This window comes from Kribbella sp. C-35, from assembly GCF_046549195.1.
Classification (GTDB): Bacteria; Actinomycetota; Actinomycetes; order Propionibacteriales; family Kribbellaceae; genus Kribbella.
Window position 1 is genome coordinate 296,637 of record NZ_JAJPWG010000007.1, and the last position, 26,122, is coordinate 322,758.

The following is a 26,122-nucleotide window of genomic DNA, read 5'->3' on the forward strand; positions in this document are numbered from 1 at the left end:
GCCTGAAATGAGGGCCTGAAGTGAGGAGACCGTTGTGACCAGATCAGTGCTCGCCATCGGGGCGCATATCGGCGACATGGACCTGACCGCGGGGCCGACGCTGGCCAAGCTCGTCCTGGAGGGCGCGTCGGCGACGATCGTCGCACTGACGCCGGGGGAGCGCGGTCACCCGCGGCTGACGCCGGCCGAGTACAAGAAGCAGAAGATCGCGGAGGGTACGGCGTTCGCGGAGGCGATCGGCGCGGACTTCCTGGTCCTCGACCACAGCGACGGCTTCCTCCCTTCGACGGACGACGTCGCGCTGCAGTTGGCCCAGATCATCCGCGAGAAGCAGCCCGACACGATCATCACCCACTGGAAACACTCGATCCACCGCGATCACGAACACACCGCGGTGCTGGCCGAGCGCGCCCGCTTCCTGGCCGGCCTGCCGATGGACGCAACCCTCCCGCGGCACGGCGTGCGCTCGTTCCTGCACGCCGAGAACTGGGAAGACATGGAGGGGTTCACTCCATCCCTCTACGTCCCGATCTCCGACGAGGCCTTCTACCGCTGGGTGTCCGCCATCCGCCACCAGGCCTTCGCCCGCGGCGAGACGTACGGCTTCCGCTACATCGACTACTACACCGCCCTGATGACCACCCGCGGCTGCCTCGCGGGCTACCCCCGAGCCTGCGCTTTCCACACCAACCAATCCCCAGAGGTCACCAAACTCGCCGGACCATAGGAGATTTGTCGGCGTTTGGTCGTACGGTCGGTGGTGGTTCTGTCGGCGGATGGTGGGAGTAGGCGTGAGTGAAGTCCGGTTGGTTGTTCAGGGTGATGACTTCGGGATGTGTCATGCGGTCAACGTGGGGACCGTGCAGGCGTTCCGCGAGGGGATCGTGACGCAGGTTTCGACCATGGCGGCTTGTCCTTGGTTTACCGAGGCGGCGGCGTTGGCGCGGGAGTTCGCGATTCCGGTCGGGGTGCATCAGACGTTGACGTGTGAGTGGGACTTTCTGCGGTGGCGGCCGTTGACGGACGGGGCGTCGTTGGTGGGGGAGGACGGGACGTTCCGGCGTACGGTCGAGGAGTCCAAGGCTGCAGTCAGTCACGCGGACGCGGTGCGGGAACTATCGGCGCAGGCGGCGAAGTTCGCGGCGGAAGGGCTGACGCTCGAGTATCTCGACGTACACATGGGTCAGGCCGCGCCGGCGGCGTACGACGAGGTGTCGGCGGCGCTCGGGAAGCCGTTCATCTACGGGCCTGAGGAGTCGAAACGGTTCGCGTCGATCGAGACGTTGAGCGACCGGGACGCGGCCGACAAGAAACCCTGGCTGCTCGACTACCTGGACAAGCTCACACCAGGCGTCCACCTGCTGGTGACCCACTGCGCCGCCGCTGAACCAGAACTGGCCGCGATCCACCGCCCCGGCTCCTACACGTACCGCTGGGCCGAGGAATACCGCCTCACCGACCAAGCCCTGGTCACCGACCCCGAGATCCACCAGGCGATCAAGGACCGCTCCATCCAACTCACCACCGTCCGCGAGGCCTTCGCCGACTGACCTCCTCCGCCACGACTCGGCGAGCGGGCTTATGGAGAGCGCAGGGCGCCGGGTGGGGAGCTGGTCGAGGCCTTGACGTGGCGGGAGAGGTGGCTGACGGAGTTGTAGCCGGTCAGCTCGGCGATCGCCTGCAGCGGGAGGGTCGAGTTGCGGATGTGGGCGAGCGCGTGGCGGAGGCGTACGGCCTGGAGTGCTGTCTGCGGACTGGTGTTGCGCAGCCGGGTGAAGGCGGCCCGGAGGCCCGAGGGCGAGATCCCCAGCTCTGCGGCGACGTCTGCGATGCGCAGGCCGGCGGCGAACTGCTCCTCGAACAGCTGTTCCGCTTGTGCGACCACCTGTTCGGCGAGCGTTGGCGGTGGACTGGCGGCGCGGCGGAGGCGGAGGTCGAGTTCGGCCAGGAGGAGCGTGCGGAGGTCCTCGCTCTCGGTTTCGCGGACCAGTTCGTCGAAGACTCGGCGCAGGGTGTGGGCGGTGTCGTCGTAGCACAGGCGCGGCCACGGGTGGGTGGTTGCGGCGTCGACCTGGAGGAAGCGGTTCGCGTACCCGGTGCGGCTCTGCTCGGCGTGCCAGGTGTGCGGCGGGGTGAGCAGCACTGTGCCGGGTGTGGCGTCGTACGTCTCGTCGCCGACGGGGCAGGTGATCCGGCCGCGAACGTAGTACACGAGCTCCCATGACGTGTGCGCGTGTGACGGGTAGTCCTTGCCGGGCGCGGCGGTATGTACGCCGGCGCCGAGCAGTCGTGGCGATTTGTGCATAAGCTCTGTCGCCTCCTGCATTGTTTCGCGGGTACGTCGGAACGATGCTGGCATCGATTCGTGCATCTTGTGAAGGAGCACCCCGATGGATATGGCGACCGCACTACGCGAGCTCGGCGTCACTGACGACGTACTCACGCAGGACGAGAAGGACCAGCTCGACCGCGACGGATTCCTTCCGCTGCAGGGGATTCTCACGGCGGAGGAGGTGGCCGCGATCAACGAACGCCTGGCCGAACTGACCGCGGCCGAGGGAGATCGAGCCGGCCTCGAGGTGCATCAGGAGCGGGGTACGGACCGGTTGGCGGATCTGGTGAACAAGGATCCGCGATTCGAGGTGTGCTTTAGTCACCCGCGGGTGCTGGCGGCGATGCAGCACGTGCTGGGCGAGTTCAGGCTGTCGTCGCTGAACAGCCGCGCGGCCCGGCCCGGCGAGGGCCACCAGGCGCTGCATGCCGACTGCGATCACCCGGTCGAGCCCGGCGCGTACGAGGTCTGCAACTCGATCTGGCTCCTCGACGACTTCACCCCCGAGAACGGTGCCACCCGCGTAGTCCCCGGCTCCCACCGCCGAGGCACCATGCCCACCGACGAAATGCCCGACCCCGCCGCCCCACACCCCGACCAAATCCAACTAACGGGCCAAGCCGGCACGGTAGTCATCTTCAACAGCCACCTCTGGCACGGCGGCACCCAAAACCAAACCACCAACCCCCGCCGAGCCCTGCACTCCTACTTCGCCCAACGCCACCTACCTCAACAACTCAACCAACAGACCTACATCCGCCTCAACACCTACACCCGCCTAACCCCCGCCCAACACTTCATCCTCGACGTCACCGCTTGAGATCGTCTAGCCGATTTGCCTTGAAAGTGTCTAGCTGCATAGCCTAGAATCATGGTCAGTGAGCAGCCGACACGAAAGGTCGTGAAGGCGTTCCGAGACGCCGGTTGGCAGCGGGTCAGGACGGAAGGGTCACACAGCTTGTACGAGTGTTCCTGCGGTCAGCACACGTTCGTGCTGCCGGACGGCCACCGGGTGATCTCGCCGGGAGTCGTCCGAAAGGTCGTGAAGGCACTCGCGGAGTGTGAGGAGGCGGAGTGAAGACGTACGAGGTGACGGTTAGTCGTGATGATCGCTGGTGGATGGTTGCGGTTCCGGAGCTTGGTGGGGTGACGCAGGCTCGGCGGTTGGACGAGGTCGAGCGGATGGCTCGGGAGTACATCGCGGTGTCGACCGACGTGCCGCTCTCGAAGGTTTCAGTAGAGGTGGCTGGTATCGAGGCTGATGGGCAGGATCTGCTCGAGGCGAAGAAACTGGTCGACGGGCTGCGTCGCCGGGCGAAGGATCTTGAAGCGTTGGTTGCCGAGCTCACCCGGGAGGTCGCGTCGGTCTTGACGGACGCCAGCGTTCCGGTGCGCGACGTGAGCAGCGTGCTCGGTGTCTCGCACCAACGCGTCTCGCAGTTGGTTCAGGCGGCCGCCGAGGACGCGGCGGCCGCGAAGGTGATGCGACAGGCCCGGCAGGAGTTCGCCCACGACCTCGTCATTCGCCTGGACGACGGCCGATCCCTGCAACTGGTCGAGGTGACCGCACCCAAGAGCAGCCGCCGGAAGAAACCCCAGGCCGCATCACCGGCGGTTGCTCGTCCAGTTCGGGCGACGGCCGGCAAGCGTTCTGCTCGAAGGGCCGGTAAGCAGCCCGTCTAGCTCGGGCGGACCGCGACGTGACACGGCGCCGACGGTCGCGAGGTCTTCGCGCGACTGATCCGCGAGGCGGCGCGCAGGATGTTGTGCGCCGCCTCGTGCAAGCCTGCTAGGAGGCGTCGGCTTTGCGGACCCAGACTTCTCGGATGATGAGGAGGATGGCGGCGGCTGAGGGGATGGCCAGGAGGGCGCCGACGACGCCGAGGAGCGCGCCGCCGAGGAGCGCGGCGATGACGGTGACGGCGCCGGGGATGTCGACGGCTCGGCGCATGATGCGCGGTGCCACGAAGTAGTTCTCGACCTGCTGGTAGATGACGCCGTAGATCAGGCAGGCGATGCCGATCCCGACGCCGCCGGTGAAGCCGATCAGCGAGACCACGACGACGCCGATCAGGCCGCCGACCATCGGGATGAAGTCACAGAACATCACCACGATCGCCAGCGCCACGGCGTACTCGCGCAGCCCGACGATCTCCAGGAAGATGAACATCATCACGCCGGCGGTCAGCGCCACCAGGAATTGGCCGCTGACGTAGCCGCCGACCCGGCCGAGGACCTCGTCGCCGAGGATCGAGACGCGGGTACGGCGGGTGCGGGGGACCAGGCTGTACGCCGCGCGCTTCACCGAGGGGAGCGAGGCGAGGAAGTACAGCGTCAGCACCAGGATCGTGAACGTGTTGAACAGCGCGCCCGCGACCACCTTGCCGACACCGAGGATCCCGCCGAACGCGCGTTGCGCCAGCGCCGGGTCCTGGATGTACTCCTGCGCCTTCTGGATGAAGTGGTACTTGTTGTCCAGTTCGTTGAGCGTCTTCGACTTGGTCAGCAGGTCGAGCCACTCGGGGGCGTTCTTGATCAGGCTGTTGATCTGGTCCGAGACGACCGGGACGATCGCGACCGCGACGCCGGCGACCGCGAGGATCATCAGCAGGAACACGACGCCGACGGACAGACCGCGTTTCAGGCCGCGGCGCATGAACCATTCGACCAGCGGGTTCAGGCCGACCGCGATGAACATGGAGACCAGGAGCAGGATCAGGACCGAGCGGGCCTGGCCGGCGGCGTTCCACAGACCTAGGGCGACGAGTACGCCGAGTGCTGCGAAGAACCCGAACGTGAACGGGTTCCCGCGGCGCAGCGGCGGACCCGGCGTACCCATACCGACCGACGGGTGCCGCTCTTCGATCAGCAGTTCGTCCGCGAGGTTGGTGTCGCGGTCCTCCGCAGGCTCGGCGGCGGCGGCCTTGTCAGCCGCGTCATCCGCCTCCTCGGCAGCCTCATCCGCCTTGTCAGCCGCGTCATCTGCCTCGTCTGCGGAGTCGTCGGCTTCCTCGGCGGATGCGTCTGCCTTGTCCGCGGAGGCGTCTGCGGACTTGGCCGAGGTGGCGGCTTCGGTTGCGGATTGCTCGCTCTTGTCGGCGGCGGCCTGGGCTTCCGCGGCGGCGGACTTCGCTGCGCGCGTGGCGTCGGCAAGGTCCTTGTCGGGGGTCGCTGTGGAGGTGTCGTCGCCGGATGGCGTCACATCTTGTCCTTCGGGGATCGCGCGCTCGAGGTGGCCGCATCGGTCTTCTCGTCGTCCGCGGTCTTCTCGGCGTCGGAGGACTTCGCCGAGCTGGAGCGCCGCGTCTGGACCCGAGTCTCCTCGCTCGCGAGGTCACCCAGCCGGAACTCGTCCACCATCGTCGAGTCCTTCGGCTCCTCGTCGCCGTCCGAAGCCTTGGCGGTGTCGGCGGTGTCGGCAAGGTCGTCATCATCGGCCAAGGCGGCGAGCTCGGCGAGGTCGGCGGCGTCGGCTTCGGGGTCGGCCGGGCCGCCGGCGGTCTTGCTGGTCTGGCCGGCGAGGTCGCCGACGTCCTTGGGGTCGATGCGCAGACCGGTGTCGATCCGGGTCTCGTCGACGCGGGCGTCCCCGGCGCCGATGCCGACGAACGGGCTGGAACCGGTGAACGGTCCCTCGGTGTCGTACGACGACTCGCGCGAGGAACCCGCGGCCGGCGTCGCACCCGGGAACGGGTTGTCAGCCGGCGTCGCCGCGGGGAAAGGGCTCTCGTCATCCCCGAAGTCCGCAGCAGCACCCGAGTCAACCGCCGAACCGCCCGGACCCGAGTCGAGCGAACCCGAGCCGGCCGCAGTCGAGCCAAGCGAATTCGAGCTGCCCGGAGCCGAACCGGTCGAAGACGGGTCTGACGGGGTTGAGCTGGGGGCGGACGACTCGAAGTTGCCCGAGCTCGGTGGGGCGGTGGGGAACGGCGTCGAGGGCTCGGCCGCGAAGGGGCTGCCGGCACCCGTGCCGGGCGCATCGAGCGGCGGCCGAGGCGATTCAGCCGGCCGCGCGAACGGGTTCACGTACGGGGCCGCGGCAGTCTCGGAGTCCAGCTCGGCCGCTTGCCGGGCGATGTTGCTGGCGATCTCGTTCAGGCCGGCGATCTGGGTGAGGATGCCGTCGCGGCGCTTCGCGAGGCGCTCGGTCTCGCGGGCGACGACGGTGCGCGACCGCTCCGCCTCGTCGGCCGCGTTCGCCAGCTCGGCCTCGGCGCGAGTCCGCGCCGTGGTCAGCAGCTGCTCCGCCTCCCGGCGGGACCGTGAAAGCGTCCGCTCGGCCGACTCCTCGGCCTCGGCGCGGATCTTGCGGGCCTGCTCGGTCGCTTCGGCCACCCGGCGCTCGGACGCCTCAGCGGCCTCCTTCATCTGGGTGGTCAGGCTGTCGGTGTCGGCCGCGATCTGCTGGTGCTTGTCGGCCAGCTCCTTGGCCTGCTGCTCACGCTCGTCCGCCAGCCGCGCGCGGAGCGCCGCCGACTCGCGCTGGATCGCGGTCCGGATCTTCTCGGCCTCGTGCAGCGCGCCGTTCTTCAGCGTGCTCGCCTGCGACTCAGCGGTCAGCTGCAGCTGCTCGGCCTTCCGCCGGGCCGCCTGCAGTACCTCCGCCGCCTCGGTCTCCGCCGTACGCCGCAGCTCGGCCGCGTCACCCTCGGCGGTACGGCGCATGCTGTCCGCCTCGTTGAGCGCGACGGTCCGGATGTCCTCGGCCTCGCGGTCACCGGTTGCCCGGGCCGCAGCCGCCTCCTTGGCCGCGTTCGCGCGCAGCTCCTCGGCCTCGCGCTTGGCCTCCTCGAGCGCCTCGGACGCCTGGTCCTGGGCGAGCCGGAGGATCTGCGCAGCCCGGTCGCCGAGTCCGGCGTACGACGGGTTCGCGCTGGCCTCGAGTTGGCGCCGCGTCTCCGCGAGCTGGTGCTGCATCGGCGCGACACTCTGCTGCAGCCCGTCGGCGCGGTTGCGTGCCTCGACGAGTTGCATCTCCAGCGCGCGGACATAGTCGTCCACGGCCTGCTTGTCGTATCCGCGGCGACTGACCGGGAAGCCCCCGGCCGCCGTCGCCGTGCGGTCGAAGAACGGCAGGCTCGACTCGTCAGGCATTCCCGAGTATCCCTTCAGGCGGCTCAGTGTGAATCCCCCACCATAAGCCTGTCAGAACCCACCCGAAACCGGCCAATCGGGCGACCGGGGCAACTACCTGTTGCGGAAGCGATTGATGGCGTCCAGGTGCTGCTCGCGCAGTTCCGGGTCGCGGACGCCGAGGCCTTCGGTGGGGGCCAGGGTGAGGACGCCGACCTTGCCTTGGTGGAGGTTGCGGTGGACGTCGTACGCCGCCTGCGCGGTGTCCTCGAGTGGGTAGACCTTGCTGACCGTCGGGTGCACCATGCCCTTGGCGATCAGCCGGTTGGCCTCCCAGGCCTCGCGGTAGTTGGCGAAGTGAGAGCCGATGATCCGTTTCAGGTTCATCCACAGGTACCGGTTGTCGTACTCGTGCATGAACCCGGAGGTGGACGCGCACGTCACGATCGTCCCGCCGCGTCGCGCGACGTACACCGAGGCCCCGAACGTCTCCCGCCCCGGGTGCTCGAACACGATGTCGGGGTCGTCGCCGCCGGTCAGCTCCCGGATCCGCGCCCCGAACCGCTTCCACTCCTTCTGGTCCTGGGTGTGCTCGTCCTTCCAGAACTTGTACCCCTCGGCCGACCGGTCGATGATCAGCGAGGCGCCCATCGCGCGGCAGATCTCCGCCTTCTCCGGCGACGACACCACACACACCGGGATCGCCCCGCCGTTCAGCGCGAACTGCGTCGCGTACGAACCCAGACCGCCGGACGCGCCCCAGACCAGCACCACGTCACCCTGCTTCATGTTGGCGCCGTTCGAGGACACCAGCTGCCGGTACGCCGTGCTGTTCACCAACCCCGGCGACGCCGCCTCCTCCCACGTCAGGTGGGCCGCCTTCGGCATCAGCTGGTTCGACTTCACCAGCGCGATCTCCGCAAGACCGCCGAAGTTCGTCTCGAATCCCCAGATCCGCTGCTCGGAGTCGAGCATCGTGTCGTTGTGCCCGTCCGGCGACTCGAGCTCGACCGACAGGCAGTGCGCGACGACCTCGTCGCCCGGCTTCCAGGCGTTCACACCGGGGCCGGTCCGCAGTACGACGCCTGCCAGGTCGGAGCCGACCACGTGGTACGGCAGGTCGTGCCGGGCCGTCAGCGGCGAGAGCTTCCCGTACCGCTTCAAGAAGGAGAATGTCGACACCGGCTCGAAGATCGACGTCCAGACGGTGTTGTAGTTGATCGCGCTGGCCATCACCGCGACCAGCGCCTCACCCGGCCCGAGCTCGGGCGTCGGGACGTCGTCGAGGTGCAGACTCTTGCGCGGATCCTTCTCCTTGCTGTCCAGCCCGTCGAACATCGCGGCCTCGTCGGCGTGCACGGTGATTCCGCGGTAATGCTCAGGTACGTCGAGCTCTCCGACGGCAGCGCTGTCACCGGCAAGGATCGCGTCGAGGATCTGCTTCACGTCGTACCTCCTGCAGCGGCGGTCTAGGTGAGCGGAACTTACCGTTGAGTATGCACGCGTGGCTGTGCCCTGTAACACACCGAAGGACCGTTGAGACGACCGTCACTTTTCCAGTCCACCGTTGTCAGTGGTCTTATCAGTGAAGTCTCGTGTGGAGCCGTACTTGCGTGAAGTCGTCACCGGACCGCAACTGCGCCAGGTCGCACAGCTGATTGGCGAGCCAGACGCCGCGCCCGCCGAGCCCGTCCAGCGGCGGCAGCACCCGTCCGACGAGCAGGTCGTCGATCCGCCCGCAGTCCAGTACGTCGCAGATCAGCGTGCCGTCGGCGATCCACACCGCCAGCCGCCCGCGCCCGCCGCCGAACCGGATGCTGTTGGTGCAGATCTCGTGCAGCGCCAGCGACAGGTCCTCGAGCCGGTCCCGCGACACGCCGTGCGACGCCGCCTGCCCACTCAGCCACTGCCGGATCTGCCCGAGCTCGTCCGGCCCGAACTCCCACCGCTCGGCCCGATCCGGTATGTCGTCCAGAGCGATCCGGAACGCCTTCTCCGCAAGGGCTTCCGCGCCCGAGTGTGTCGCGGTCGGATCGATGCCGACGGACGCCTCGTACGCGCAGTACAGCCGGAAACTCCGGTCCTGCGCGAACGCGATGTTCGACAGCGACTCGTGCAGCAGCACCTCGTCGTACGCCGCGGCGCTCCGGCCCGGGTACGCCGGTTCGCAGAGTCCGCGCACCGCTCCGGGGTGCTGTTCGATGACGCCGCGCCAGTACGGGATCAGCCGCGCAGGGTTGCCCCCGGCAACAGTCATATCGTTAAAACGCACCTCGTGGTGGATCGGGCCGAGAGCGTCGCGCAGTACGGCGATCCGTTCCGGCGGCAGCACGGCCACGATGGTTTCCCCCGCCGCCAGACCCTCCTGAACGAGCGCAGCGGAGCGCTGCACGAACTCCTCGTCCGACACGTGGACAAAGGCGTCGTGCAGGAATCCGGCCGGCGCACCGTGCAAGGAGTCGGTGGCGCTGTCCTTCAGCACTCGCTCAGCGTAGTCCGCCGACCCGGTCGAGGAGACTCGAATCGCGCGCCGTCACGCCTAGTGGGCTGTGCTCATCTGTGGGTAGGCGGTGGCTCCACGAGTTCGACGAGCACTCCGCCGGCCGACTTCGGGTGCACGAAGTTGACCCGGGAGCCGGCGGTGCCGCGCTTCGGCTCGTCGTACAGCAGGCGGGCGCCGCGCTCGCGCAGGACCTTCGAGACCGCGTCGAGATCGCGGACCCGGTAGGCGAGTTGCTGGATGCCCGGGCCGCGCTGGTCGAGGAACTTCGCGATCGGCGAGGCGTCCGACAGCGGCGCCAGCAACTGGATCGAGGACCCCGAGTCGCCGACCGAGAGCATCGCCTCCCGGACGCCCTGCTCCTCGTTGATCTCCTCGTGCGCCACGGTCATGCCGAACACGTCGGCGTAGTACCGGACGGCCTCGTCGAAGTCGGGCACCGCGATGCCGACGTGGTCGATCGCGTCGAACAGCTGATCCATCCCGTCAGCGTGGCGCACGACGTACCCGCGAGACCATCGAAAGTGGCCCAGCAGACACCATCCGACACCATCCGTGTGACCCGTCTGACGTCATCGAGCAGCGGCGTACCAGTGCGGTCGCAGGTATCGTGACGGCATGTCTGACACGCGGAACCACAGCGTCATCGTCGCCGGTGCACGGACCCCGATCGGGCGGTTGCTGGGTGGCCTCAAGGGCTTCACCGGAGCAGAGCTCGGCGGGTTCGCGATCAAGGGCGCGCTCGACAAGGCCGGCGTCGCGCCGGACCAGGTCGAGTACGTGATCATGGGCCAGGTCCTGCAGGCCGGCGGCGGTCAGATCACCGCCCGCCAGGCCGCGGTCAAGGGCGGCATCCCGATGGACGTGCCGGCCATCACGATCAACAAGGTCTGCCTGTCCGGGCTGAACGCGATCGCGCTCGCCGACCAGCTGATCCGCGCCGGTGAGTACGACATCGTCGTCGCCGGCGGCATGGAGTCGATGACGAACGCGCCGCACCTGCTGCCGAAGTCCCGCGAGGGTTTCAAGTACGGCGACACCACGCTGGTCGACTCGATGGCGTACGACGGGTTGTGGGACGCGTTCAGCGACCAGGCCATGGGCGCGCTCACGGACCAGGCGAACAACGAGCGCCAGAAGCTGAGCCGCGAGGAGCAGGACGAGTTCAGCGCCCGTTCGCACCAGCGCGCCGCCGAGGCCTGGAAGAACGGTGTGTTCGCGGACGAGGTGGTCCCGGTCGAGGTGCCGCAGCGCAAGGGCGACCCGCTCGTGGTGGACAGCGACGAAGGTGTTCGCGGTGACACGTCGGTCGAGGTGCTGGCGAAGCTGCGGCCGGCGTTCGGCAAGGACGGGACGATCACGGCCGGTTCGGCGTCGCAGATCTCCGACGGCGGTTGTGCCGTCGTCGTGATGAGCAAGGCGAAGGCCGAGGAGCTCGGGCTCAGCTGGATCGCCGAGATCGGCGCCCACGGTTCGGTCGCCGGGCCGGACTCGTCGCTGCAGAGCCAGCCGGCCAACGCGATCGCGAAGGCGTGCGCGAAGGAAGGCATCCAGACGGCGGACCTCGACCTGATCGAGATCAACGAGGCGTTCGCGGCGGTCGGGATCGCGTCCGCGCGCGAGCTGCAGGTCGGCGACGACAGGGTGAACGTCAACGGCGGCGCGATCGCGCTCGGCCACCCGATCGGGATGTCTGGCGCACGCCTCGTGCTGCACCTGGCCCTCGAGCTCGGCCGACGCGGCGGCGGCGTCGGCGCAGCCGCCCTGTGCGGCGGCGGCGGCCAAGGCGACGCCCTCATCGTCCGAGTCCCGAAGAGCTGATGCCACGACGTACGGCGCCTGTCGGCGAGTTGGTTGTGCGCGCCCGGGAGGGGGACTCCCGGGCCGTGGCTCGGCTGATCTCGCTGGTTGAGGATGAGTCGCCGCTGCTGCGCGAGGTGATGGCCGAGTTGGCGCCGTACGCCGGTCACGCGCACATCGTCGGCATCACGGGCTCGCCGGGCGTCGGCAAGTCGACGACGACGTCGGCCCTCGTGTCGGCGTACCGCGCGACCGGGAAGCGCGTCGGCGTACTCGCGGTGGACCCGTCGTCGCCGTTCTCCGGCGGTGCGCTGCTCGGGGACCGGGTGCGGATGCAGGACCATGCGACCGACCGCGGGGTGTTCATCCGGTCGATGGCGTCCCGTGGGCATCTCGGCGGGTTGTCGTGGTCGACGCCGCAGGCGCTGCGGGTGCTGGACGCGGCCGGGTTCGACGTGGTGCTGGTAGAAACGGTCGGGGTCGGGCAGTCCGAGGTGGAGGTCGCCGGGATGGCCGACACGACGCTGGTCCTCCTGGCCCCCGGAATGGGCGACGGCATCCAGGCGGCCAAGGCCGGGATCCTCGAGGTCGGCGACATCTACGTGGTGAACAAGGCGGACCGGGACGGCGTCCAGTCGGTCACCCGGGACCTGCGGTCGATGCTGGCGCTGGCCGAGCGGTCCGAGGGCGCCTGGTCGCCGCCGATCCTCAAGACGGTCGCATCCCGCAACGAGGGGGTCGCCGAGGTGGTGCAGGCGATCGAGGACCGGCTGGAGTGGATGCGCGGAAACGGCGTACTCACCGAACGCCGCCGCAGCCGCGCGCGGGACGAGATCGAGGCGATCGCCACGACGGCGCTGCGGGCCCGGTTCGCGCACCTGCACGGCGACGCGCGGCTCGACGTACTCGCCGCGAAGGTCGCGGACGGCGGCACCGACCCCTATTCGGCGGCCGACGAGTTGATCGCCGCTTTGTGACACTTGTCTCGCCGTGGAACAATCGACCACGTAGTGTCACATGGTGTCTTTCCATTTCGTTCACCGGAAGTTGTGCCGATTTCGGGCAAATGCCGCAGAATTTCCACCGGGTACGGCGATCCGCGTCTCAGGGCGGCGCGCCGATGGCTGCCGTGCCCCCGGATCCGTTACAGAATGGACCTTGTAGCTGGTGAGCATTGTGCGGTGGGCTGTGTTCAGTCAGTGACAATTGGTCACGGTCCGTGATACAAACTCAAACACAGTCGACCGAGTGGTTAGGAACAAGGAGTGGCGACATGCCGAAGAAGCTGTTGATCTGGTCGCTCATCGCCTTTGCCGGCTTTTACCTGTTCACCCAGCCGACGAACGCGGCCAACGCGGTGGGTGGAGCGTTCTCGGCGGTTGGTGACGCCTTCGGGAGCGTCATCCAGTTCCTGACCGCGCTGTTCAGCTGATCTGCCTGTCGAGTGTCCCGTTGCGCGTACTAGTGCGGGACACTTGGTTTGTACGGGGTCACACAACAGCGTGACAGGGGAGTGAACGGATGGCCGGAATAGGCCTGTTCCGGATCTTCGACCCGAAGGTCCGGCGCCATCTGATCTCGGACGAGGGCGAAGTCGTCATCGACGAGGTTCGGCACCACTGGGTGGTGTTCACGGTGCCGATGCTGGAGGTCGTCCTCGCGGCGGCGCTGCTGCTCACGATGGCCACCACCGCGATCGGCGGGCAGCCGGTGCTGCTGGCGATCGTCCTGGTGCTGCTCAGTCATGCGTTCTGGCAATTCCTCACCCAGCATCGAGACCGCTTCGTGGTCACCAACATGCGGGTCATGCGGATCCGCGGCGTCTTCTCGCAGACGGTCGCGACCACCCCGATCGCCCGGGTCCTGGACATCACGCTGCAGAAGCCGATCATCGGGCGGATGCTCGGCTACGGCCACTTCGTCTTCGAGTCGGCCGCGCAGGACCAGGGCTTCCGCGAGATCAAGTGGGTCAGCCGGCCCGACGACCGCGACCTGACCATTCAGCGCGTCATCCAGCGCACCGGCCTGCGGGCCTCCGCGAGCGTCGACGTACTGCAGGGGGACGAGGACTCCGACGACGACGGCACCGGCCCGATCGGGATGGACTCGGCGCAGGAGGTCACCGCGAGCACCCCGGCCCCGGCTTCCGCGCAGACGTCCCGCCCCACGCCGCCCCCCTCCTCGTCCGCCTCGAAGTCCATCTTCAACAGCGAACGCGGCAACTGGACCGACAACGAGTAGCCGCCCCGCCATCCGGCAGTAGAACGGATATCCCGTGGCGTTGTGGGTTCTCTGCTGGTGTACGAGGGGAGAACCCCCAACACGAGGGGATATCCGGCCGCGCGTGTCGCGTGCCCAGACCATTCGGCCACCGGCACATGCGTTACTGGAGCCGGTTGGTTGCTCAGGTGTTCGGCGAGTGGTTCGGGTGGTAGTCGGCGAGGTCGCGGAAGTGGTTGCGGCGGCGTTCTCGGTGGGGGCGTTCGGGGTGGTTGGGCGGGGCTGTGTCCAGCGCCTGCTGCAGTTCGTCGGCGGCCTCGGCGTAGCGGGAGCGGCGGGCGAGGAGTTCGCCGCGTACGGCGTACCGGCGTGAGCTGGGCGGGATCTCGTCGAGCAGTTTGAGGGCCGTGTCGACGTCACCGGTCTCGGCGATCGCGACGACGCGGGCGAGTTCGGCGGCGGGACTGGGAGAGACCTCGACCAGCAGGTCGTACAGCCGGACGATCTCGCGCCAGTCGGTCGCGGTGTAGCTCGGTACGCGTGCATGTTCGGCGGCGATCGCGGCTTGCAACTGGTACGCGTCGGCCTGCCGAGCGGATCGCTCCAGCGAGTCGTTGAGGAGCGCGACGCCACGGCCGATGAGGTCCTGATCCCACCACGAGCGGTCCTGCAGATCGAGCGTTACCACCTCGCCGGCGTTGTCGACGCGGGCCGGTCGACGCGCCTCGGTCAGGAGCAGGAGCGCCAGGATCGCAATCGGTGTCGGCTGGTCGGGGAGGAGTGAGTGCAGGAGCTCAGCCAGCCGGATCGCCTCCGCGCACAGGTCGACGTCGTACGCCGCTTCGCCCTCGGCCGGTGCATGACCCGCGGTGTAGAGGCTGTGGATGACGGCGCAGACGGCGGGCAGCCGTTCGGGTAACTCGGCCTCGGCGGGCACGCGGTACGGGATCCGCGCGGCGGCGATCTTCTGCCGCGCCCGGACGAGCCGCTTCGTCGTAGCGACCTCGGTCGTCAGCAGTACGCCGGCGATCTGTGCGGGTGAGAGGCCGCAGAGGGTGCGGAGCGCGAGCGCCACGCGGGTCGGAGGAGACAGCGACGGGTGGCAGCAGGTGAAGATCAGCCGCAGCAGATCGTCCTGAACCACATCCTCGGGATCGACATCACGCTTGCTCAGCTCGATCAGGTCCGCGCCCTCGCGCTCTTTGGAACCACGGGCCTGCTCGCGGCGGATGATGTCGATCGCCTTCCGCCGGGCGGTCACGGTCAGCCAGGCGCGCGGCTCGGGCGGTACGCCGGTCACCGGCCACGCACCGAGCGCCGCCAGGGCCGCCTCCTGCACGGCGTCCTCGGCGAGCTGGACGTTGCCGACGGTCCGGATCAGGGTCGCGAGAATCCGCGTCCCCTCGATCCGGACCGTCTCCGCGACCGCGTCGTACCGCTCGTCCACTGGACCCACTCGACCGATCTACTTCGCCACGATCACCGGGCGGACCTCGACCGCGCCGCCCCAGGCCGCCGGGATCTCGGCCGCGACCCGGACCGCCTCCTCGAGGTCCTCGGCCTCGATCAGGTAGTAGCCGGTCAGCGCTTCCTTGGTCTCGGCGTACGGTCCGTCGGTGGTGACCACCGGCCCGCCGCGGGCACCCTCGACCCGGACGACCGTCGCCGTCGAGGTCGGATGCAGTACGGCGCTCGCCTTCACCTGCCCGGCGAACTCGACGCCGAACCTCCGGTACTCGGCCAGCTCCTCGGCCTGCTCGGGCGCCCACCAGTCGACGTCAGCGGTGTAGGTCAGTGCAAGGTACTGCGCCATCGGAGTCCTCCTTCTCGCTGAGACCACTGTGGTCTCTCGTGAAAGGAACGAACAGCCCACCCCCATGAGGACATCGTCATTGCGACGCCTCCGAGATTCGTCCGCGGAACGCCCGCACCACGTTCGGATCGCCGACTGTCTCGATCGCGTCCTCACCGACCCGCCCCCACAACCACAGGTACACCTGCGCCGGATCCCCCGAGACCTCCGCCGCCGCATCCCCTTCAGCCCCTTGCCGTACGTCGACACTCGTCGCGTCGGCGTACACGGTCCAGGACCGGCCGCCCGCGGTCAGCCAAACGGCCGCGTCGATCGGGTACGCGGTGTCGCCCTCCTCCCACCACGGCCCGCCGAGCGTCGGGTAGAGGACCTCGTCGATCCCGTCGAGGGCCAGCTCGGCGTCGATCGGCGTGACCACGTCGTGCGCCTGCTCGACATCGATCCGGTGGATCACGGTCTCGTGCGCCATCCGCCGGTACCAGAACGCGGACGTGCGGTCGCGCGGGCTGAACGTCCACGTCGGCGTCGCCGTCCCGGCCGCTTCCAGGGCGTCGACGATCGCCGTGCGCGCGTCGTCGTACCACTCCAGCGATGCGAGCCCGGTGAAGTCCGGCGGCCACGGGTCGGGGAGGGCGCCGAGCTTCAGCACCTCGACCTTGTGGACGTACACCATCGCAACGTGCCGCACCGCGTCGTCCACCGTCCACCCCGGGCAACTGGGCACGGCGGCGTCGAGCCCGGTCCGTGCGACCTCGCCGAGCCGGGCGCTCTCGGCCCGCACGTGCTCCAGAAGTCTCATGACCGCACCCTGCCAGAGCCTGCCGACAGTTTCAGACGCTCCGCGCCTTCAACGCCGCCTCCCAGTCCTGGGTCTCGGAATAGCTGATCTCGACCACCCGTTCGGCGAGCAGCTGCACCGGTTCGCCGGCTTTGGCGTACCGGCCGGCCTTCTGCGAGTAGAGCCAGGCCTCGTTCCGCAGTTCCTGCGCGGTCCGCGTGTACGTCGGATACGAGTCCTTGAACCCGAACAACGTCCGGATCCCCTCGGCCAGCGCGATCACGCCACCGAGCGACGGAGCGAGCCAGATGGGCGCCTTGATGGCCACCGAGATCGCGATCACCAGGGCGGCGATGAGCTGCACCGTGCCGAGGGCCCGGTACCAGATACGGGCGCGCCGGGCCTGTGCGGCGTACCACCGAAAGCGGATGCTGATCAGCTGCTCCGCGGGCGCGTCGGTCCCGAGCGCAGGAAAGTCGGAATCTCTGAGTCTCGACATAGTCCGACAAGTGTCGGGCTAAGGTTCCGGTCATGGCCAGGAAGAGGACGTTGCCGTTCGATCCGATCGACGAGGCGTCGCGGCAGTGGGGGCGGCGTTGGGGCGCCGTCGAGCAGATGCGGGCCGTGACGTCGCTGATGCGGGCGCAGCAGATCGTCATCAACGAGCTGGACGAAATCCTCCGCAAGCACGGGCTGACATTCGCCCGGTTCGAGGCGCTGGTGCTGCTCACCTTCTCCCGGCGCGGGTCGCTGCCGCTCGGGAAGATGGGGGAGCGGCTGCAGGTGCACCCGACCTCGGTGACGTCGATCGTCCGCCGGCTCGAGGCGGCGGGGCTGGTGACCCGGACGCCGCACCCGGACGACGGCCGCGCGGTGCTCTGCGAGATCACTCCCGAGGGCAGGGACCTGGTCGAACGCGCCACCGCCGACCTGGTCGCCGCCGACTTCGCCTTGTCCGGCCTCACCGACGACCAGCTCAAGATGCTCTGGTCCGTCCTGGAACCCCTCCGGCACAACGCCGGCGACTTCAACTGACCCGCAACTGACCCAAGCCTGAGCCAGCGGCCTTGTGTTACGCCTGCGCTAAAAGTTCATTTCCTACTGAAACTTCCCAAGTTTCCCTATTGCCAGGTAGTGGGATCGGCGTCCAGGATCGGAGACGAGTCGGCCACCCCTGCAGGCCGGCACACGTCCCTGGAGGACCTCATGAAGCGTGCTGCCGCTGTTCTCCTCGCCGCCACCGTGGCCCTGGCCGGCTGCTCCGGCGGCGGCGGTTCCGGGTCGGCCGATGGCGCGACGAAGTCGATCTCGTTCGCCGTCTCCGACCCGGTGACCCTCAACCCCGGTCGACAGACGATCGCGTTCTCCCAGGTCAAGGAGCTGTTCTCGAGCCTGACCTTCGTCAAGAGCGACGGATCGCTGACCTATCTGAACGCGGAGTCGGTGAAGTCGTCCGACGCCGTGCACTGGACAGTCAAGCTGCGTCCGGGCTGGACCTTCCACAACGGCGAGAAGGTCACCGCCGAGAGCTACGTGAAGGCGTGGAACACGGTCGCCTACGGCCCGAACGCCTGGGAGAACAGCGGCCAGCTGGTCAACATCGCCGGGTACGACGCCCTGAACCCGGCCAAGGGCAAGCCGACGACCACGCAACTGTCCGGCCTCAAGGTGGTCGACGACCTCACCTTCACGGTCACGTTGAAGAGCCCGGACGGCCAGTTCCCGGTGCAGCTCTCGCAGGCGCAGAGCGGGTTCTTCGCGCTCCCGGAAGCGGCGTACAAGGACTTCGATGCCTTCGGCAAGCAGCCGATCGGCAACGGGCCGTTCCAGATGGTCGGCAGCTACACCGAGAACGAGCCGATGACGGTCAAGCGGTACGACGCGTATCAGGGCCCGAAGCCCACCGTCGACGAGATCGTGTTCAAGCCGTACACCGACATGACGACGGCCTACACCGACGTACAGGCCGGGAACACCGACATCCTGTTCGTGCCGGCGGCCCGGATGGCGCAGGTGAAGAAGGACTTCGGCGACCGCGCGTACGTCTTCCAGGGCCTGGGCATGAACTACCTCGGTCTGCCGCTGTGGGACAAGCGCTACCAAGACGTCCGGGTGCGGCAGGCGATCTCGATGGCGATCGACCGGCAGGCCGTGAGCAACGTGATCTACGGCGGCATCTGGGAGCCCGCGACGGCGTTGACGCCGCCGGGTGAGCCCGGTACGCCGAAGGGCCTGTGCGGCGAGCTGTGCACGTTCAACCCGACGAAGGCCAAGCAGCTCCTGGCCGAGGCCGGCGGATTCAGCGGCACCATGGAGATCCGCTACCCGGGCGGCTCGGGCCTCGACGACCTCTACAACGCCTACGCCAACCAGCTCCGGCAGAACCTCGGGATCAAGGACGTCACCGCGACGCCGACGACCGACTTCCCCGAGTTCCAGAAGCTGCGCAACGACAAGAAGCTCAGCGGACCGTACTTCTCCCGCTGGGGCGCCCTCTACGCCAGCCAGCAGAACACCCTGCGCTCCTTCTACACAAAGGCCGGCGGCTGCGTGAACTGCATCCCCTACTACACCCCGCAGGTCGAGCAGCTGCTCGCGATGGCGGACGCACAGGTCGACCCGCAGAAGGCGATCGAGGGGTACGTCGACGTGCAGAAGGCGATCCTGAAGGACTTCCCGGCGCCGCCGATGTTCTTCGAGAAGTACACGTACGCGACCTCGGATCGGATCGCCAAGCTGGCCGAAGGCGCGGGCAGCCTCGAACTCGAGAACACCACGCTGGCGGACAGTTGATGGCGGCAACGAACGACGGCCCGCTCCAGGCGATCCTGGAGCGGGCCCACCGCGTCCCCGACCTCACGCACTTCCCGGGCGTCGACGAGATCAGCGCCCGTCTCGACGTCCTGACCGACCAGCACCCCGACCTCGTCACCCGGCGCCGGATCGGTACGTCGAGGCTCGGCGACCCGATCACCATGTACTCGATCGGCGACGGCCCCGACCAGGCCCTCGTGTACGCCGGCGTGCACCCGAACGAACCGATCGGGTTCTGGACCGCGATCCACCTGGCCGAGGACCTGTGCGCCGACGCTGACCTCCGGGCGACGTGCCGCTGGAACATCATCGGCTGCATCGACCCCGACGGCACCCGCCTGAACGAAGGCTGGTTCGACGGCCCGTTCACCCGGGTCCACTACGGCGCCCACTTCCATCGACCCGCTCCGGCCGAGCAGGTCGAGTGGTCGTTCCCGTTCCAGTACAAAAACGCGTACTTCGACCAGGTGCTGCCCGAGACGCTCGCTCTGATGCGGGTGATCGACGAACTGAAACCCATCATCGCCGTCTCGCTGCACAACACCGAACTCGGCGGCGTCTACTACTACGTCACGCAGGAGCTCGAGGGGTACGTCGACGAGCTGCACGCGGTGGCCGCCTCGTTCGGGTTGCCACTCGACCTCGGTGAGCCCGAGACTCCGGTGGCGCGTCCGCTCGGTCCGGCCGTGTTCGAGATGATCTCGGCGAAGGCGACGTACGACTATGCCGAGCGTCTGGGGCTTCCGACACCGAGTGGATCGGGTGGTTCGTCGGCGGCGTACGCCGAACGGCACGGGACGGTCACGCTGATCGCCGAGTTGCCGTACTGGACCCACCCGGCGGTGGACGACGAGTCGCCGACGGACGCGCCGTACGGCCAGGTGCTCACGGACGCAGCGGATGAGCTCGAGCGAGACCTGCGGGAAATGGACGAGATCCTCCAGCAGGTCCGGCCGTACCTGTCCGACGACTCGCAGCTGGTCCGCGGGATCACCGCGTTCCTGCCGTACCTGTTCCGGCGGCCCGAGCGGGACCGGCGGCGAGCGGCCGAGATCGACCCGAGCCGGCGCGCGACCGTCGCGGAGGCGTTCGGCCTGCCCGATATCAACCGCATGTTCCGGCTCCGGTACGGCGGGATGCTGGTCCGCGCCGTCGAGGGAGAGATCGCCCGCGGAAGCGCTGCAGCCGCGATCCATGCCCCGGCGAAGCGTCTGCGCGAGCTCTACTGCGCTTGGCAGGACGAGGCGGCGTCGCTCGACGTGCAGCTGCGGACGATCCCGATCAAGGACCTGGTCGGAGTGCAGTACGCCGCCGCGCTCGCGCTGCTCAATGCGGTACGGAGGCGGGCCGACTGATGGCGCGGTTCACGATCCGGCGGCTGATCGAGCTGGTGCTGGTGTTCTTCGGCGTCACGTTCGCCATCTACGCGGCCGTCTTCGCATTGCCCGGTGACCCGATCTCCAGCCTCGGCGGTGATCAGCCGCTGTCGCCGGCGGTCGTCGAACGGATCCGGAATCTGTACCACCTGAACGATCCGCTCTGGTCGCAGTACCTGCGCTATCTCGGCCATCTGCTCACCGGCGACCTCGGCGTCGACTTCCGCGGCCGGTCGGTGGCCGAGCGGCTGGCGAGCCGCTGGCCGGTGACGATCCGGCTGGCGCTGACGGCGTGGGTGATCCAGGTGGTGATCGGCGTCGGCCTCGGTCTGGTCGCCGGACTGCGGAAGAACACCTGGATCGACCGCGGTGTGCTGATCCTGACGATCCTGATCGCGTCGGTGCCGATCTTCGTGATGGCGGTGACGGCGCAGTTGGTGTTCGGGGTGAAGCTGTCGCTGCTGCCGATCGCGGGCGTGTCTGACGGCTGGCCGACGTCGTACCTGCTCCCGGCAACGGTTCTCGCGATCTACGGGCTGGCCGCGGTGGCGCGGCTGACCCGGGGGAGCGTGGTCGACACGATGAGCTCCGACTTCGTCCGCGGGCTGTGGGCGAAGGGCCTCAGCAGGCGTCGCGTGATCGGCGTGCACGTTCTGCGGAACTCGGCGATCCCGGTGCTGACGTATCTCGCGATCGACCTCGGCGCGTTGCTCGGCGGGGCGGTCGTGACGGAGGGAATCTTCAACCTGCCGGGCGTCGGGCAGTTGCTGTTCGAGTCGATCCGGGTGCACGAAGGACCGACGGTGGTCGGTATCGCGACCGCCCTGATCATGATCTTCCTGCTGACCAGCGTCGTCGTCGACGTGCTCAACTCCCTCCTCGACCCGAGGATCCGCCATGACTGACGCAGTGCTCGCTCAGCCCCTGGATGAGAACGTGATCGCGCAACGCGGTGTCTGGGCAACCGTCCGCCGCCGCGTGCTCTTCTGGCTCCCGCTAGCAGTGCTAGCAGTTCTGCTCCTGATGGCGCTCTTCCCGCAGCTGTTCACTAGCACCGACCCACGCGCCTGCGATATCTCCGCCAGCGCGCGACCGTCCTCACCCGGCCATCCGTTCGGCCAGGACCTCCAGGGCTGCGACGTCTACGCGAATGTCGTCCACGGCGCCCGCGCGTCGCTGTCTGTCGGCCTGGTGTGCACGTTGATCGCTCTGGTCATCGCCGTCGGCGTCGGAACGGTCGCCGGGTACGTCGGCGGCTGGGCCGACTCGATCCTCGCCCGGCTGACCGACGTCTTCCTCGGCTTCCCGTTCCTGCTCGGTGCGATCGTCGTACTCAACAGCCTCGGCAAGCGGTCGGTGCTGTCAGTTTCGCTCGTCCTCGCAGTCTTTTCCTGGCCGACCCTGGCCCGGATGGTGCGTACGACGGTCCGCGCGACCCGGGACGCCGAGTACGTCCAGGCCGCGAAGGCGATGGGATTCCCGACCACCCGGATCCTCACCCACTACGTGCTGCCGAACTCGATCGGTCCGGTGCTCGCGGTCGCGACGTTGACCGTCGGCGGCGTGATCGTGGCCGAGTCGACGCTGACGTTCCTCGGCCTCGGCCTGCGCGCGCCGTCGATCTCGTGGGGCCTGCAGCTCGCCACCGCGCAGTCGCGCTTCCAGCAGGCGCCGCACACACTGATCTACCCGGCGATCTTCCTCGCCGCGACGGTACTGAGCCTGATCACCCTCGGCGACGTACTCCGCGACGCGGTGAACCCGAAGGGACGCTCCTGAATGACCAACCATGACAGAACGGACGCCGCCTTGTTCGATGCAACTGTTGCCCGGGAAGCCGCACCGGCGATCGAGAGCTGGCTCGACTACCAACGCCGGTACCTGCGGACACCCGGGGTGCAGGCGGCGATCCGGGTCGGCGACGAGCTCGTCCTCTCGACTGCCCTCGGCCACAGCGACGAGGTCGCCGGTACGCCGCTGCGTACGGACCACCTGTTCCGGATCGCGTCGCACAGCAAGACCTTCACGGCGACCTCGATCCTGCAGCTGGTCGAACAGGGCAAGGTCCGGCTCGACGACCCGATCGACACCTATGTCCCCGAGCTGGACGGGAGCGCCCTGGCGCCGGTCACCGTGCGCGAGTTGCTCGGTCACCAAGCAGGCGTGATCCGGGACGGCGTGGACAAGGACTACTGGCAGTTGATGGACCCGTTCCCGGACCGGGACGCGCTGATCGAGTTGTGCCGGTCCGCGGGCCAGGTGTTCGAGCGCAACGAGTACTTCAAGTACACGAACATCGGCTACTCGCTGCTCGGCCTGGTGATCGAGTCCGCGAGCGGATCGTCGTACGGCGATTACGTCGCGGCGAACATCGTGGATCGGCTCGGACTGACCAACACGGGCGCCGAGTGGGAGCGGGCACGGGCCGGTGAGTACGCCGGCGGTCACACCGGGCTGCTCGACGGGAACGACGTACGCGAAGTCATCCCGCACGTGGACACCCGCGCGATGGCGGCGGCCACCGGGTTCTACTCGACCGCCGAGGACTTGGCCGTCTACGGCGCCGCGCACTTCTTCGGGGCGGACCAGCTGATCGGTGACGCGAGCAAGCGACTGCTGCAGCGGGACGAGAGCCTGGTGAACGCCAACGGGCGCGAGATCGGGCGCTACGGGCTCGGAATGGACATCGTCACGATCGGTGGACGGCGGCTGGTCGGGCACAGCGGCGGGTACCCGGGGCACATCACCCGGACCTTCATCGACCCCGCCGAGCAGATCGTCGTGTCGGTGCTCACCAACTGCATCGGCGGGCCGGCGGGCGCCCTGGCCACGGGTGTGGTCAAGCTGCTGAACCTCGCGGCCGAGCCGCCGGCCGGTACCCAGGTGCCCACCGACATCGACGCCCGGCGGTTCTGCGGCAACTTCGCGAACCTGATGGGCGTGCTCAGCATCGCGCTGCTCGGCGGGCGCCTGGTCGCGTTCTTCCCGGCCGCACCGGATCCGGTCGACAGCTACGAGGAGCTCCAGGTCGTCGACGAGAACACGCTGGCCGTCGTACCTTCGGCGGGGTTCGGATCGATCGGCGAGAAGGTGGAGTTCAGCTGGGACGCGGACGATCGGCCGTCGCTCGTCCGGTACGGCGGGAGCTCGCGCTGGCCGGTCGAGGCGTTCCGGGCCCGCCGTACGGCGCAGATCGCGGGAGCCGTGGGGGGAGACGTTGTGGGAGGTCGGGATGAGTGACGAGACGATGCCGGACGACGCGTGGGAGGAGGACCCACGCCGTGCGGACTTCGTCGAGCAGTTCGCCCTGCTCAGAGAGCTGGCGGGCTCGCCGCGGATGGAGGGGCGCGTCCTCGGCTACCTGATGGTGAGCAACAAGCCGTACGTCGCATCGGCCGAACTGACCCGGGCATTGTCGGCGAGCGCCGGTTCGATCTCGAGCGCGACCCGGCGGCTGATCGATCTCGGGTTCATCGTGCGGCACGCCGTACCGGGCGATCGCAACCACTACTTCAAGGTCGAGGACGACGTGTGGGGGAGCTTCCTGGCGGGGGAGCGGCGGTCGCTCGGCAAACAGCAGCGGCTGTTCGACGACATGCTCGCCGAGCTCCCCGAGGGGATGCCCGGTCCGGCCAAGCGACTGCGGAACGCGCGCAACTACTTCGAGTGGCTGGCGTCGTACCACCGCAAGATGCTCGCGGACTGGCAGGAGCACCGCGACAAGCTCGATGCGGAGCAGGGGGAGAGCGAGTGAGTGACGACGTGCTGCGGTTCGAGGAGCTGACGGTCGACTTCACTGTCGGCGGTACGACGCAGCGCGCGGTCGACGGGGTCAGCTTCGGGGTCCGGCCGGGCGAGGTGCTCGCGGTCGTGGGCGAGTCGGGTTCCGGGAAGAGCGTCACCGCGCTGGCAGCGCTCGGTTTGCTCCCGTCGAACGCCCGCGCCGGCGGGCGGATCAGCTTCGGCGGCGACGACGTACTGGCGATGTCGCGGGCCGAACTCACCGCGCTCCGCGGCCGGCGGATCGCGATGATCTTCCAGGATCCGTCCGGGGCGCTCGATCCGGTGTTCACGATCGGCGCGCAGCTGGTCGAGATGATCCGGACGCACCAGCCGTCGCTGTCGCGCGGCGCGGCGCGAGAGCGAGCGATCGAGTTGCTGCGGATGGTCGAGATCCCCGAGAACCGGCTGAAGTACTACCCGCACCAGTTGTCCGGAGGTCAGTGCCAGCGCGTGATGATCGCGATCGCGCTGGCGTGCGACCCGGAGCTCCTGATCGCGGACGAGCCGACCACGGCCCTCGACGTGACCGTGCAGCAGGAGGTGCTCGACGTACTGCTCGCGATGCGGTCGAAGATCTCCGGCGCGATCATGATCATCACCCACGACATGGGCGTGGTTGCGGACGTGGCCGACCGGGTCGTCGTGATGCGGTCGGGCTCGGTGGTGGAGACGGCCGAGGTGCATGAGCTGTTCGACCACCCGACGCAGGAGTACACCCGGACTCTGCTGGACGCTGTGCCGCGGGGCGGTGCGCGGGAGTCTACTTCCGTGGACGCCGACGTTGCGGCGTTGAAGATCGAGGATCTCGTGGTCGAGTACCGCGGTCGCCGGGGACGGACGGTGCAGGCGGTCGATCACGTGGATCTGCTCCTGAATCCCGGCGAGGTCGTCGGTCTCGTCGGCGAGTCCGGATCCGGGAAGTCCACGATCGGCAAATCGGTGCTCGGGCTTGCACCGATCACCGCGGGCGAGGTGTACGTCGCCGGACGGGCGCTCACGTCCGCATCGGCGTCCGACCTCCGGAAGACCCGTGCGCGGATCGGGGTCGTGTTCCAGAACCCGGCCGGCTCGCTGAACCCGCGCGGCACCATCGGGCAGTCCGTCGGCGAGCCGCTCGCCGTACACCGCGGCGTCCGTGGCGCCGAGCTGCGTCGCCGGGTCGAGGAGCTGCTCGACAGTGTCGAACTGCCCGGGGCGTGGGCCGGGCGGTATCCGCACGAGTTGTCCGGCGGCCAGCGTCAGCGGGTGTCGATCGCGCGGGCGATCTCGCTCGATCCCGGGTTGCTGATTGCGGACGAGCCGACGTCCGCACTCGACGTCTCGGTACAGGCGACCGTGCTGGAGCTGCTCCGCTCGCTCCAGGACAGGCTGCATTTCGCCTGCCTCTTCATCAGCCACGACCTAGCCGTCGTCGACCAGGTCTGCGATCGCGTCGCCGTCATGAGCCAGGGCCGCCTGGTCGAACAGGGCGACCGCGAGTCGGTCCTCCGCGCACCCCAGGACCCGTACACCGTCCGCCTCCTGGATGCGGCTCCCGTCCCCGACCCGCGGGAGCAGTCCCGTCGGCGTGGGCTCAGGTTGGCCGGTTGATCTCCAGGCCATCACAATCGGCCGCTGCGGTGCTCCTCCCGCG

At 68.5% G+C, this 26,122-nt stretch carries 27 protein-coding genes; 17 read left to right on the forward strand and 10 right to left on the reverse strand.

The window, feature by feature from the left end:
• Positions 1 to 34: 34 nt before the first annotated feature.
• Complete coding sequence (locus ACLJOO_RS38960; RefSeq protein ID WP_410792900.1) at positions 35 to 727, forward strand: PIG-L deacetylase family protein; 693 nt, start codon at positions 35 to 37, stop codon at positions 725 to 727.
• 64 nt (positions 728 to 791) lie between these two features.
• Positions 792 to 1,550: a carbohydrate deacetylase gene (locus ACLJOO_RS38965; protein ID WP_410792901.1), complete on the forward strand. Its 759-nt coding sequence runs from the start codon at positions 792 to 794 to the stop codon at positions 1,548 to 1,550.
• 29 nt (positions 1,551 to 1,579) lie between these two features.
• On the opposite strand, the gene ACLJOO_RS38970 is transcribed toward ACLJOO_RS38965, so the two are convergent.
• Positions 1,580 to 2,305, reverse strand: a complete 726-nt coding sequence (locus ACLJOO_RS38970; RefSeq protein WP_410792903.1) for an AraC family transcriptional regulator — start codon at positions 2,303 to 2,305, stop codon at positions 1,580 to 1,582.
• Positions 2,306 to 2,390: 85 nt separating this feature from the next.
• Here ACLJOO_RS38970 and ACLJOO_RS38975 point away from each other — a divergent pair, with 85 nt between their 5' ends.
• The 3 genes from ACLJOO_RS38975 to ACLJOO_RS38985 are packed head-to-tail and all read left to right on the forward strand — an operon-like array spanning position 2,391 to position 4,015.
• A complete protein-coding gene (locus tag ACLJOO_RS38975; RefSeq protein ID WP_410792904.1) occupies positions 2,391 to 3,152 on the forward strand; it encodes a phytanoyl-CoA dioxygenase family protein in 762 nt (253 codons plus the stop codon).
• A 51-nt stretch (positions 3,153 to 3,203) separates the two neighbouring features.
• The gene (locus ACLJOO_RS38980; RefSeq protein ID WP_410792905.1) at positions 3,204 to 3,410 is read left to right on the forward strand and encodes a type II toxin-antitoxin system HicA family toxin; all 207 of its coding nucleotides are present in this window, start codon (positions 3,204 to 3,206) and stop codon (positions 3,408 to 3,410) included.
• Entirely contained in the window at positions 3,407 to 4,015 is a 609-nt protein-coding gene (locus tag ACLJOO_RS38985) for a type II toxin-antitoxin system HicB family antitoxin (protein ID WP_410792906.1), read from the forward strand. The genes ACLJOO_RS38980 and ACLJOO_RS38985 overlap by 4 nt, the downstream gene beginning before the upstream one ends.
• A 106-nt stretch (positions 4,016 to 4,121) precedes the next feature.
• Here ACLJOO_RS38985 and ACLJOO_RS38990 read toward each other — a convergent pair whose 3' ends face one another.
• From ACLJOO_RS38990 to mce, 5 genes are all read right to left on the reverse strand, one after another.
• On the reverse strand, positions 4,122 to 5,534 hold the full coding sequence (locus tag ACLJOO_RS38990; RefSeq protein WP_410792907.1) for an AI-2E family transporter: 1,413 nt from the start codon (positions 5,532 to 5,534) through the stop codon (positions 4,122 to 4,124).
• Positions 5,531 to 7,426, reverse strand: a complete 1,896-nt coding sequence (locus tag ACLJOO_RS38995; protein ID WP_410792909.1) for a transposase — start codon at positions 7,424 to 7,426, stop codon at positions 5,531 to 5,533. The genes ACLJOO_RS38990 and ACLJOO_RS38995 overlap by 4 nt, the downstream gene beginning before the upstream one ends.
• A 93-nt stretch (positions 7,427 to 7,519) precedes the next feature.
• Complete coding sequence (gene ccrA, locus ACLJOO_RS39000) at positions 7,520 to 8,851, reverse strand: crotonyl-CoA carboxylase/reductase (RefSeq protein ID WP_410792911.1); 1,332 nt, start codon at positions 8,849 to 8,851, stop codon at positions 7,520 to 7,522.
• Positions 8,852 to 8,987: 136 nt separating this feature from the next.
• Positions 8,988 to 9,887 carry an anti-sigma factor RsbA family regulatory protein gene (locus ACLJOO_RS39005; RefSeq protein ID WP_410792913.1) on the reverse strand — a complete coding sequence of 300 codons (900 nt, stop codon included), beginning with the start codon at positions 9,885 to 9,887 and terminating at the stop codon, positions 8,988 to 8,990.
• 71 nt (positions 9,888 to 9,958) lie between these two features.
• On the reverse strand, positions 9,959 to 10,387 hold the full coding sequence (mce, locus tag ACLJOO_RS39010) for a methylmalonyl-CoA epimerase (RefSeq protein WP_410792915.1): 429 nt from the start codon (positions 10,385 to 10,387) through the stop codon (positions 9,959 to 9,961).
• Between the two features lie 136 nt (positions 10,388 to 10,523).
• On the opposite strand from mce, the gene ACLJOO_RS39015 reads away from it, so the two are divergent.
• The 4 genes from ACLJOO_RS39015 to ACLJOO_RS39030 all read left to right on the forward strand — a co-directional run bounded on the left by ACLJOO_RS39015 (position 10,524) and on the right by ACLJOO_RS39030 (position 13,946).
• Positions 10,524 to 11,726, forward strand: coding sequence for an acetyl-CoA C-acetyltransferase (locus tag ACLJOO_RS39015; RefSeq protein ID WP_410792917.1), 1,203 nt, complete (start codon positions 10,524 to 10,526; stop codon positions 11,724 to 11,726).
• Positions 11,726 to 12,682: a methylmalonyl Co-A mutase-associated GTPase MeaB gene (gene meaB, locus ACLJOO_RS39020; RefSeq protein ID WP_410792919.1), complete on the forward strand. Its 957-nt coding sequence runs from the start codon at positions 11,726 to 11,728 to the stop codon at positions 12,680 to 12,682. Before ACLJOO_RS39015 ends, meaB begins: the two co-directional genes overlap by 1 nt.
• Positions 12,683 to 12,978: 296 nt before the next feature.
• Positions 12,979 to 13,137 carry a hypothetical protein gene (locus tag ACLJOO_RS39025; RefSeq protein ID WP_198682812.1) on the forward strand — a complete coding sequence of 53 codons (159 nt, stop codon included), beginning with the start codon at positions 12,979 to 12,981 and terminating at the stop codon, positions 13,135 to 13,137.
• A gap of 89 nt (positions 13,138 to 13,226) precedes the next feature.
• A complete protein-coding gene (locus ACLJOO_RS39030; protein ID WP_410792921.1) occupies positions 13,227 to 13,946 on the forward strand; it encodes a PH domain-containing protein in 720 nt (239 codons plus the stop codon).
• A 163-nt stretch (positions 13,947 to 14,109) separates the two neighbouring features.
• Here the strand turns inward: ACLJOO_RS39030 and ACLJOO_RS39035 are convergent, their stop codons facing one another.
• The 4 genes from ACLJOO_RS39035 to ACLJOO_RS39050 all read right to left on the reverse strand — a co-directional run bounded on the left by ACLJOO_RS39035 (position 14,110) and on the right by ACLJOO_RS39050 (position 17,015).
• Positions 14,110 to 15,372 (reverse strand): RNA polymerase sigma factor, encoded by a 1,263-nt coding sequence (locus ACLJOO_RS39035; RefSeq protein WP_410792923.1) that lies wholly within the window; start codon positions 15,370 to 15,372, stop codon positions 14,110 to 14,112.
• An 18-nt stretch (positions 15,373 to 15,390) separates the two neighbouring features.
• Complete coding sequence (locus ACLJOO_RS39040) at positions 15,391 to 15,738, reverse strand: YciI family protein (RefSeq protein WP_410792925.1); 348 nt, start codon at positions 15,736 to 15,738, stop codon at positions 15,391 to 15,393.
• A 76-nt stretch (positions 15,739 to 15,814) separates the two neighbouring features.
• Positions 15,815 to 16,537, reverse strand: coding sequence for a maleylpyruvate isomerase family mycothiol-dependent enzyme (locus ACLJOO_RS39045; RefSeq protein ID WP_410792927.1), 723 nt, complete (start codon positions 16,535 to 16,537; stop codon positions 15,815 to 15,817).
• Positions 16,538 to 16,568: 31 nt separating this feature from the next.
• Positions 16,569 to 17,015, reverse strand: a complete 447-nt coding sequence (locus ACLJOO_RS39050) for a DUF4231 domain-containing protein (RefSeq protein WP_410792929.1) — start codon at positions 17,013 to 17,015, stop codon at positions 16,569 to 16,571.
• Between the two features lie 32 nt (positions 17,016 to 17,047).
• Here ACLJOO_RS39050 and ACLJOO_RS39055 point away from each other — a divergent pair, with 32 nt between their 5' ends.
• The 8 genes from ACLJOO_RS39055 to ACLJOO_RS39090 all read left to right on the forward strand — a co-directional run bounded on the left by ACLJOO_RS39055 (position 17,048) and on the right by ACLJOO_RS39090 (position 26,079).
• Positions 17,048 to 17,551: a MarR family winged helix-turn-helix transcriptional regulator gene (locus ACLJOO_RS39055; protein WP_410792930.1), complete on the forward strand. Its 504-nt coding sequence runs from the start codon at positions 17,048 to 17,050 to the stop codon at positions 17,549 to 17,551.
• 171 nt (positions 17,552 to 17,722) lie between these two features.
• Positions 17,723 to 19,309, forward strand: a complete 1,587-nt coding sequence (locus tag ACLJOO_RS39060; protein WP_410792932.1) for an ABC transporter substrate-binding protein — start codon at positions 17,723 to 17,725, stop codon at positions 19,307 to 19,309.
• Complete coding sequence (locus ACLJOO_RS39065) at positions 19,309 to 20,685, forward strand: M14 family zinc carboxypeptidase (protein ID WP_410792934.1); 1,377 nt, start codon at positions 19,309 to 19,311, stop codon at positions 20,683 to 20,685. Before ACLJOO_RS39060 ends, ACLJOO_RS39065 begins: the two co-directional genes overlap by 1 nt.
• On the forward strand, positions 20,685 to 21,611 hold the full coding sequence (locus ACLJOO_RS39070; protein WP_410792936.1) for an ABC transporter permease: 927 nt from the start codon (positions 20,685 to 20,687) through the stop codon (positions 21,609 to 21,611). The genes ACLJOO_RS39065 and ACLJOO_RS39070 overlap by 1 nt, the downstream gene beginning before the upstream one ends.
• Entirely contained in the window at positions 21,604 to 22,485 is an 882-nt protein-coding gene (locus ACLJOO_RS39075) for an ABC transporter permease (protein WP_410792938.1), read from the forward strand. The genes ACLJOO_RS39070 and ACLJOO_RS39075 overlap by 8 nt, the downstream gene beginning before the upstream one ends.
• The gene (locus tag ACLJOO_RS39080; protein WP_410792940.1) at positions 22,486 to 23,946 is read left to right on the forward strand and encodes a serine hydrolase domain-containing protein; all 1,461 of its coding nucleotides are present in this window, start codon (positions 22,486 to 22,488) and stop codon (positions 23,944 to 23,946) included.
• Positions 23,939 to 24,460, forward strand: coding sequence for a GbsR/MarR family transcriptional regulator (locus ACLJOO_RS39085; RefSeq protein WP_410792942.1), 522 nt, complete (start codon positions 23,939 to 23,941; stop codon positions 24,458 to 24,460). The genes ACLJOO_RS39080 and ACLJOO_RS39085 overlap by 8 nt, the downstream gene beginning before the upstream one ends.
• On the forward strand, positions 24,457 to 26,079 hold the full coding sequence (locus ACLJOO_RS39090; RefSeq protein WP_410792945.1) for a dipeptide ABC transporter ATP-binding protein: 1,623 nt from the start codon (positions 24,457 to 24,459) through the stop codon (positions 26,077 to 26,079). The genes ACLJOO_RS39085 and ACLJOO_RS39090 overlap by 4 nt, the downstream gene beginning before the upstream one ends.
• Positions 26,080 to 26,122: the final 43 nt, after the last annotated feature.

What these genes read in the sequence shown, in the direction of transcription:
- ACLJOO_RS38970 (WP_410792903.1), bottom strand. Translation starts at nt 2,305, where the DNA reads ATGCACAAATCGCCACGACTGCTCGGCGCCGGCGTACATACCGCCGCG.
- ACLJOO_RS38975 (WP_410792904.1), top strand. Translation starts at nt 2,391, where the DNA reads ATGGATATGGCGACCGCACTACGCGAGCTCGGCGTCACTGACGACGTA.
- ACLJOO_RS38980 (WP_410792905.1), top strand. Translation starts at nt 3,204, where the DNA reads ATGGTCAGTGAGCAGCCGACACGAAAGGTCGTGAAGGCGTTCCGAGAC.
- ACLJOO_RS38995 (WP_410792909.1), bottom strand. Translation starts at nt 7,426, where the DNA reads ATGCCTGACGAGTCGAGCCTGCCGTTCTTCGACCGCACGGCGACGGCG.
- mce (WP_410792915.1), bottom strand. Translation starts at nt 10,387, where the DNA reads ATGGATCAGCTGTTCGACGCGATCGACCACGTCGGCATCGCGGTGCCC.
- ACLJOO_RS39015 (WP_410792917.1), top strand. Translation starts at nt 10,524, where the DNA reads ATGTCTGACACGCGGAACCACAGCGTCATCGTCGCCGGTGCACGGACC.
- meaB (WP_410792919.1), top strand. Translation starts at nt 11,726, where the DNA reads ATGCCACGACGTACGGCGCCTGTCGGCGAGTTGGTTGTGCGCGCCCGG.
- ACLJOO_RS39025 (WP_198682812.1), top strand. Translation starts at nt 12,979, where the DNA reads ATGCCGAAGAAGCTGTTGATCTGGTCGCTCATCGCCTTTGCCGGCTTT.
- ACLJOO_RS39030 (WP_410792921.1), top strand. Translation starts at nt 13,227, where the DNA reads ATGGCCGGAATAGGCCTGTTCCGGATCTTCGACCCGAAGGTCCGGCGC.
- ACLJOO_RS39040 (WP_410792925.1), bottom strand. Translation starts at nt 15,738, where the DNA reads ATGGCGCAGTACCTTGCACTGACCTACACCGCTGACGTCGACTGGTGG.
- ACLJOO_RS39045 (WP_410792927.1), bottom strand. Translation starts at nt 16,537, where the DNA reads ATGAGACTTCTGGAGCACGTGCGGGCCGAGAGCGCCCGGCTCGGCGAG.
- ACLJOO_RS39050 (WP_410792929.1), bottom strand. Translation starts at nt 17,015, where the DNA reads ATGTCGAGACTCAGAGATTCCGACTTTCCTGCGCTCGGGACCGACGCG.
- ACLJOO_RS39055 (WP_410792930.1), top strand. Translation starts at nt 17,048, where the DNA reads ATGGCCAGGAAGAGGACGTTGCCGTTCGATCCGATCGACGAGGCGTCG.
- ACLJOO_RS39060 (WP_410792932.1), top strand. Translation starts at nt 17,723, where the DNA reads ATGAAGCGTGCTGCCGCTGTTCTCCTCGCCGCCACCGTGGCCCTGGCC.
- ACLJOO_RS39065 (WP_410792934.1), top strand. Translation starts at nt 19,309, where the DNA reads ATGGCGGCAACGAACGACGGCCCGCTCCAGGCGATCCTGGAGCGGGCC.
- ACLJOO_RS39070 (WP_410792936.1), top strand. Translation starts at nt 20,685, where the DNA reads ATGGCGCGGTTCACGATCCGGCGGCTGATCGAGCTGGTGCTGGTGTTC.
- ACLJOO_RS39075 (WP_410792938.1), top strand. Translation starts at nt 21,604, where the DNA reads ATGACTGACGCAGTGCTCGCTCAGCCCCTGGATGAGAACGTGATCGCG.
- ACLJOO_RS39080 (WP_410792940.1), top strand. Translation starts at nt 22,486, where the DNA reads ATGACCAACCATGACAGAACGGACGCCGCCTTGTTCGATGCAACTGTT.
- ACLJOO_RS39085 (WP_410792942.1), top strand. Translation starts at nt 23,939, where the DNA reads ATGAGTGACGAGACGATGCCGGACGACGCGTGGGAGGAGGACCCACGC.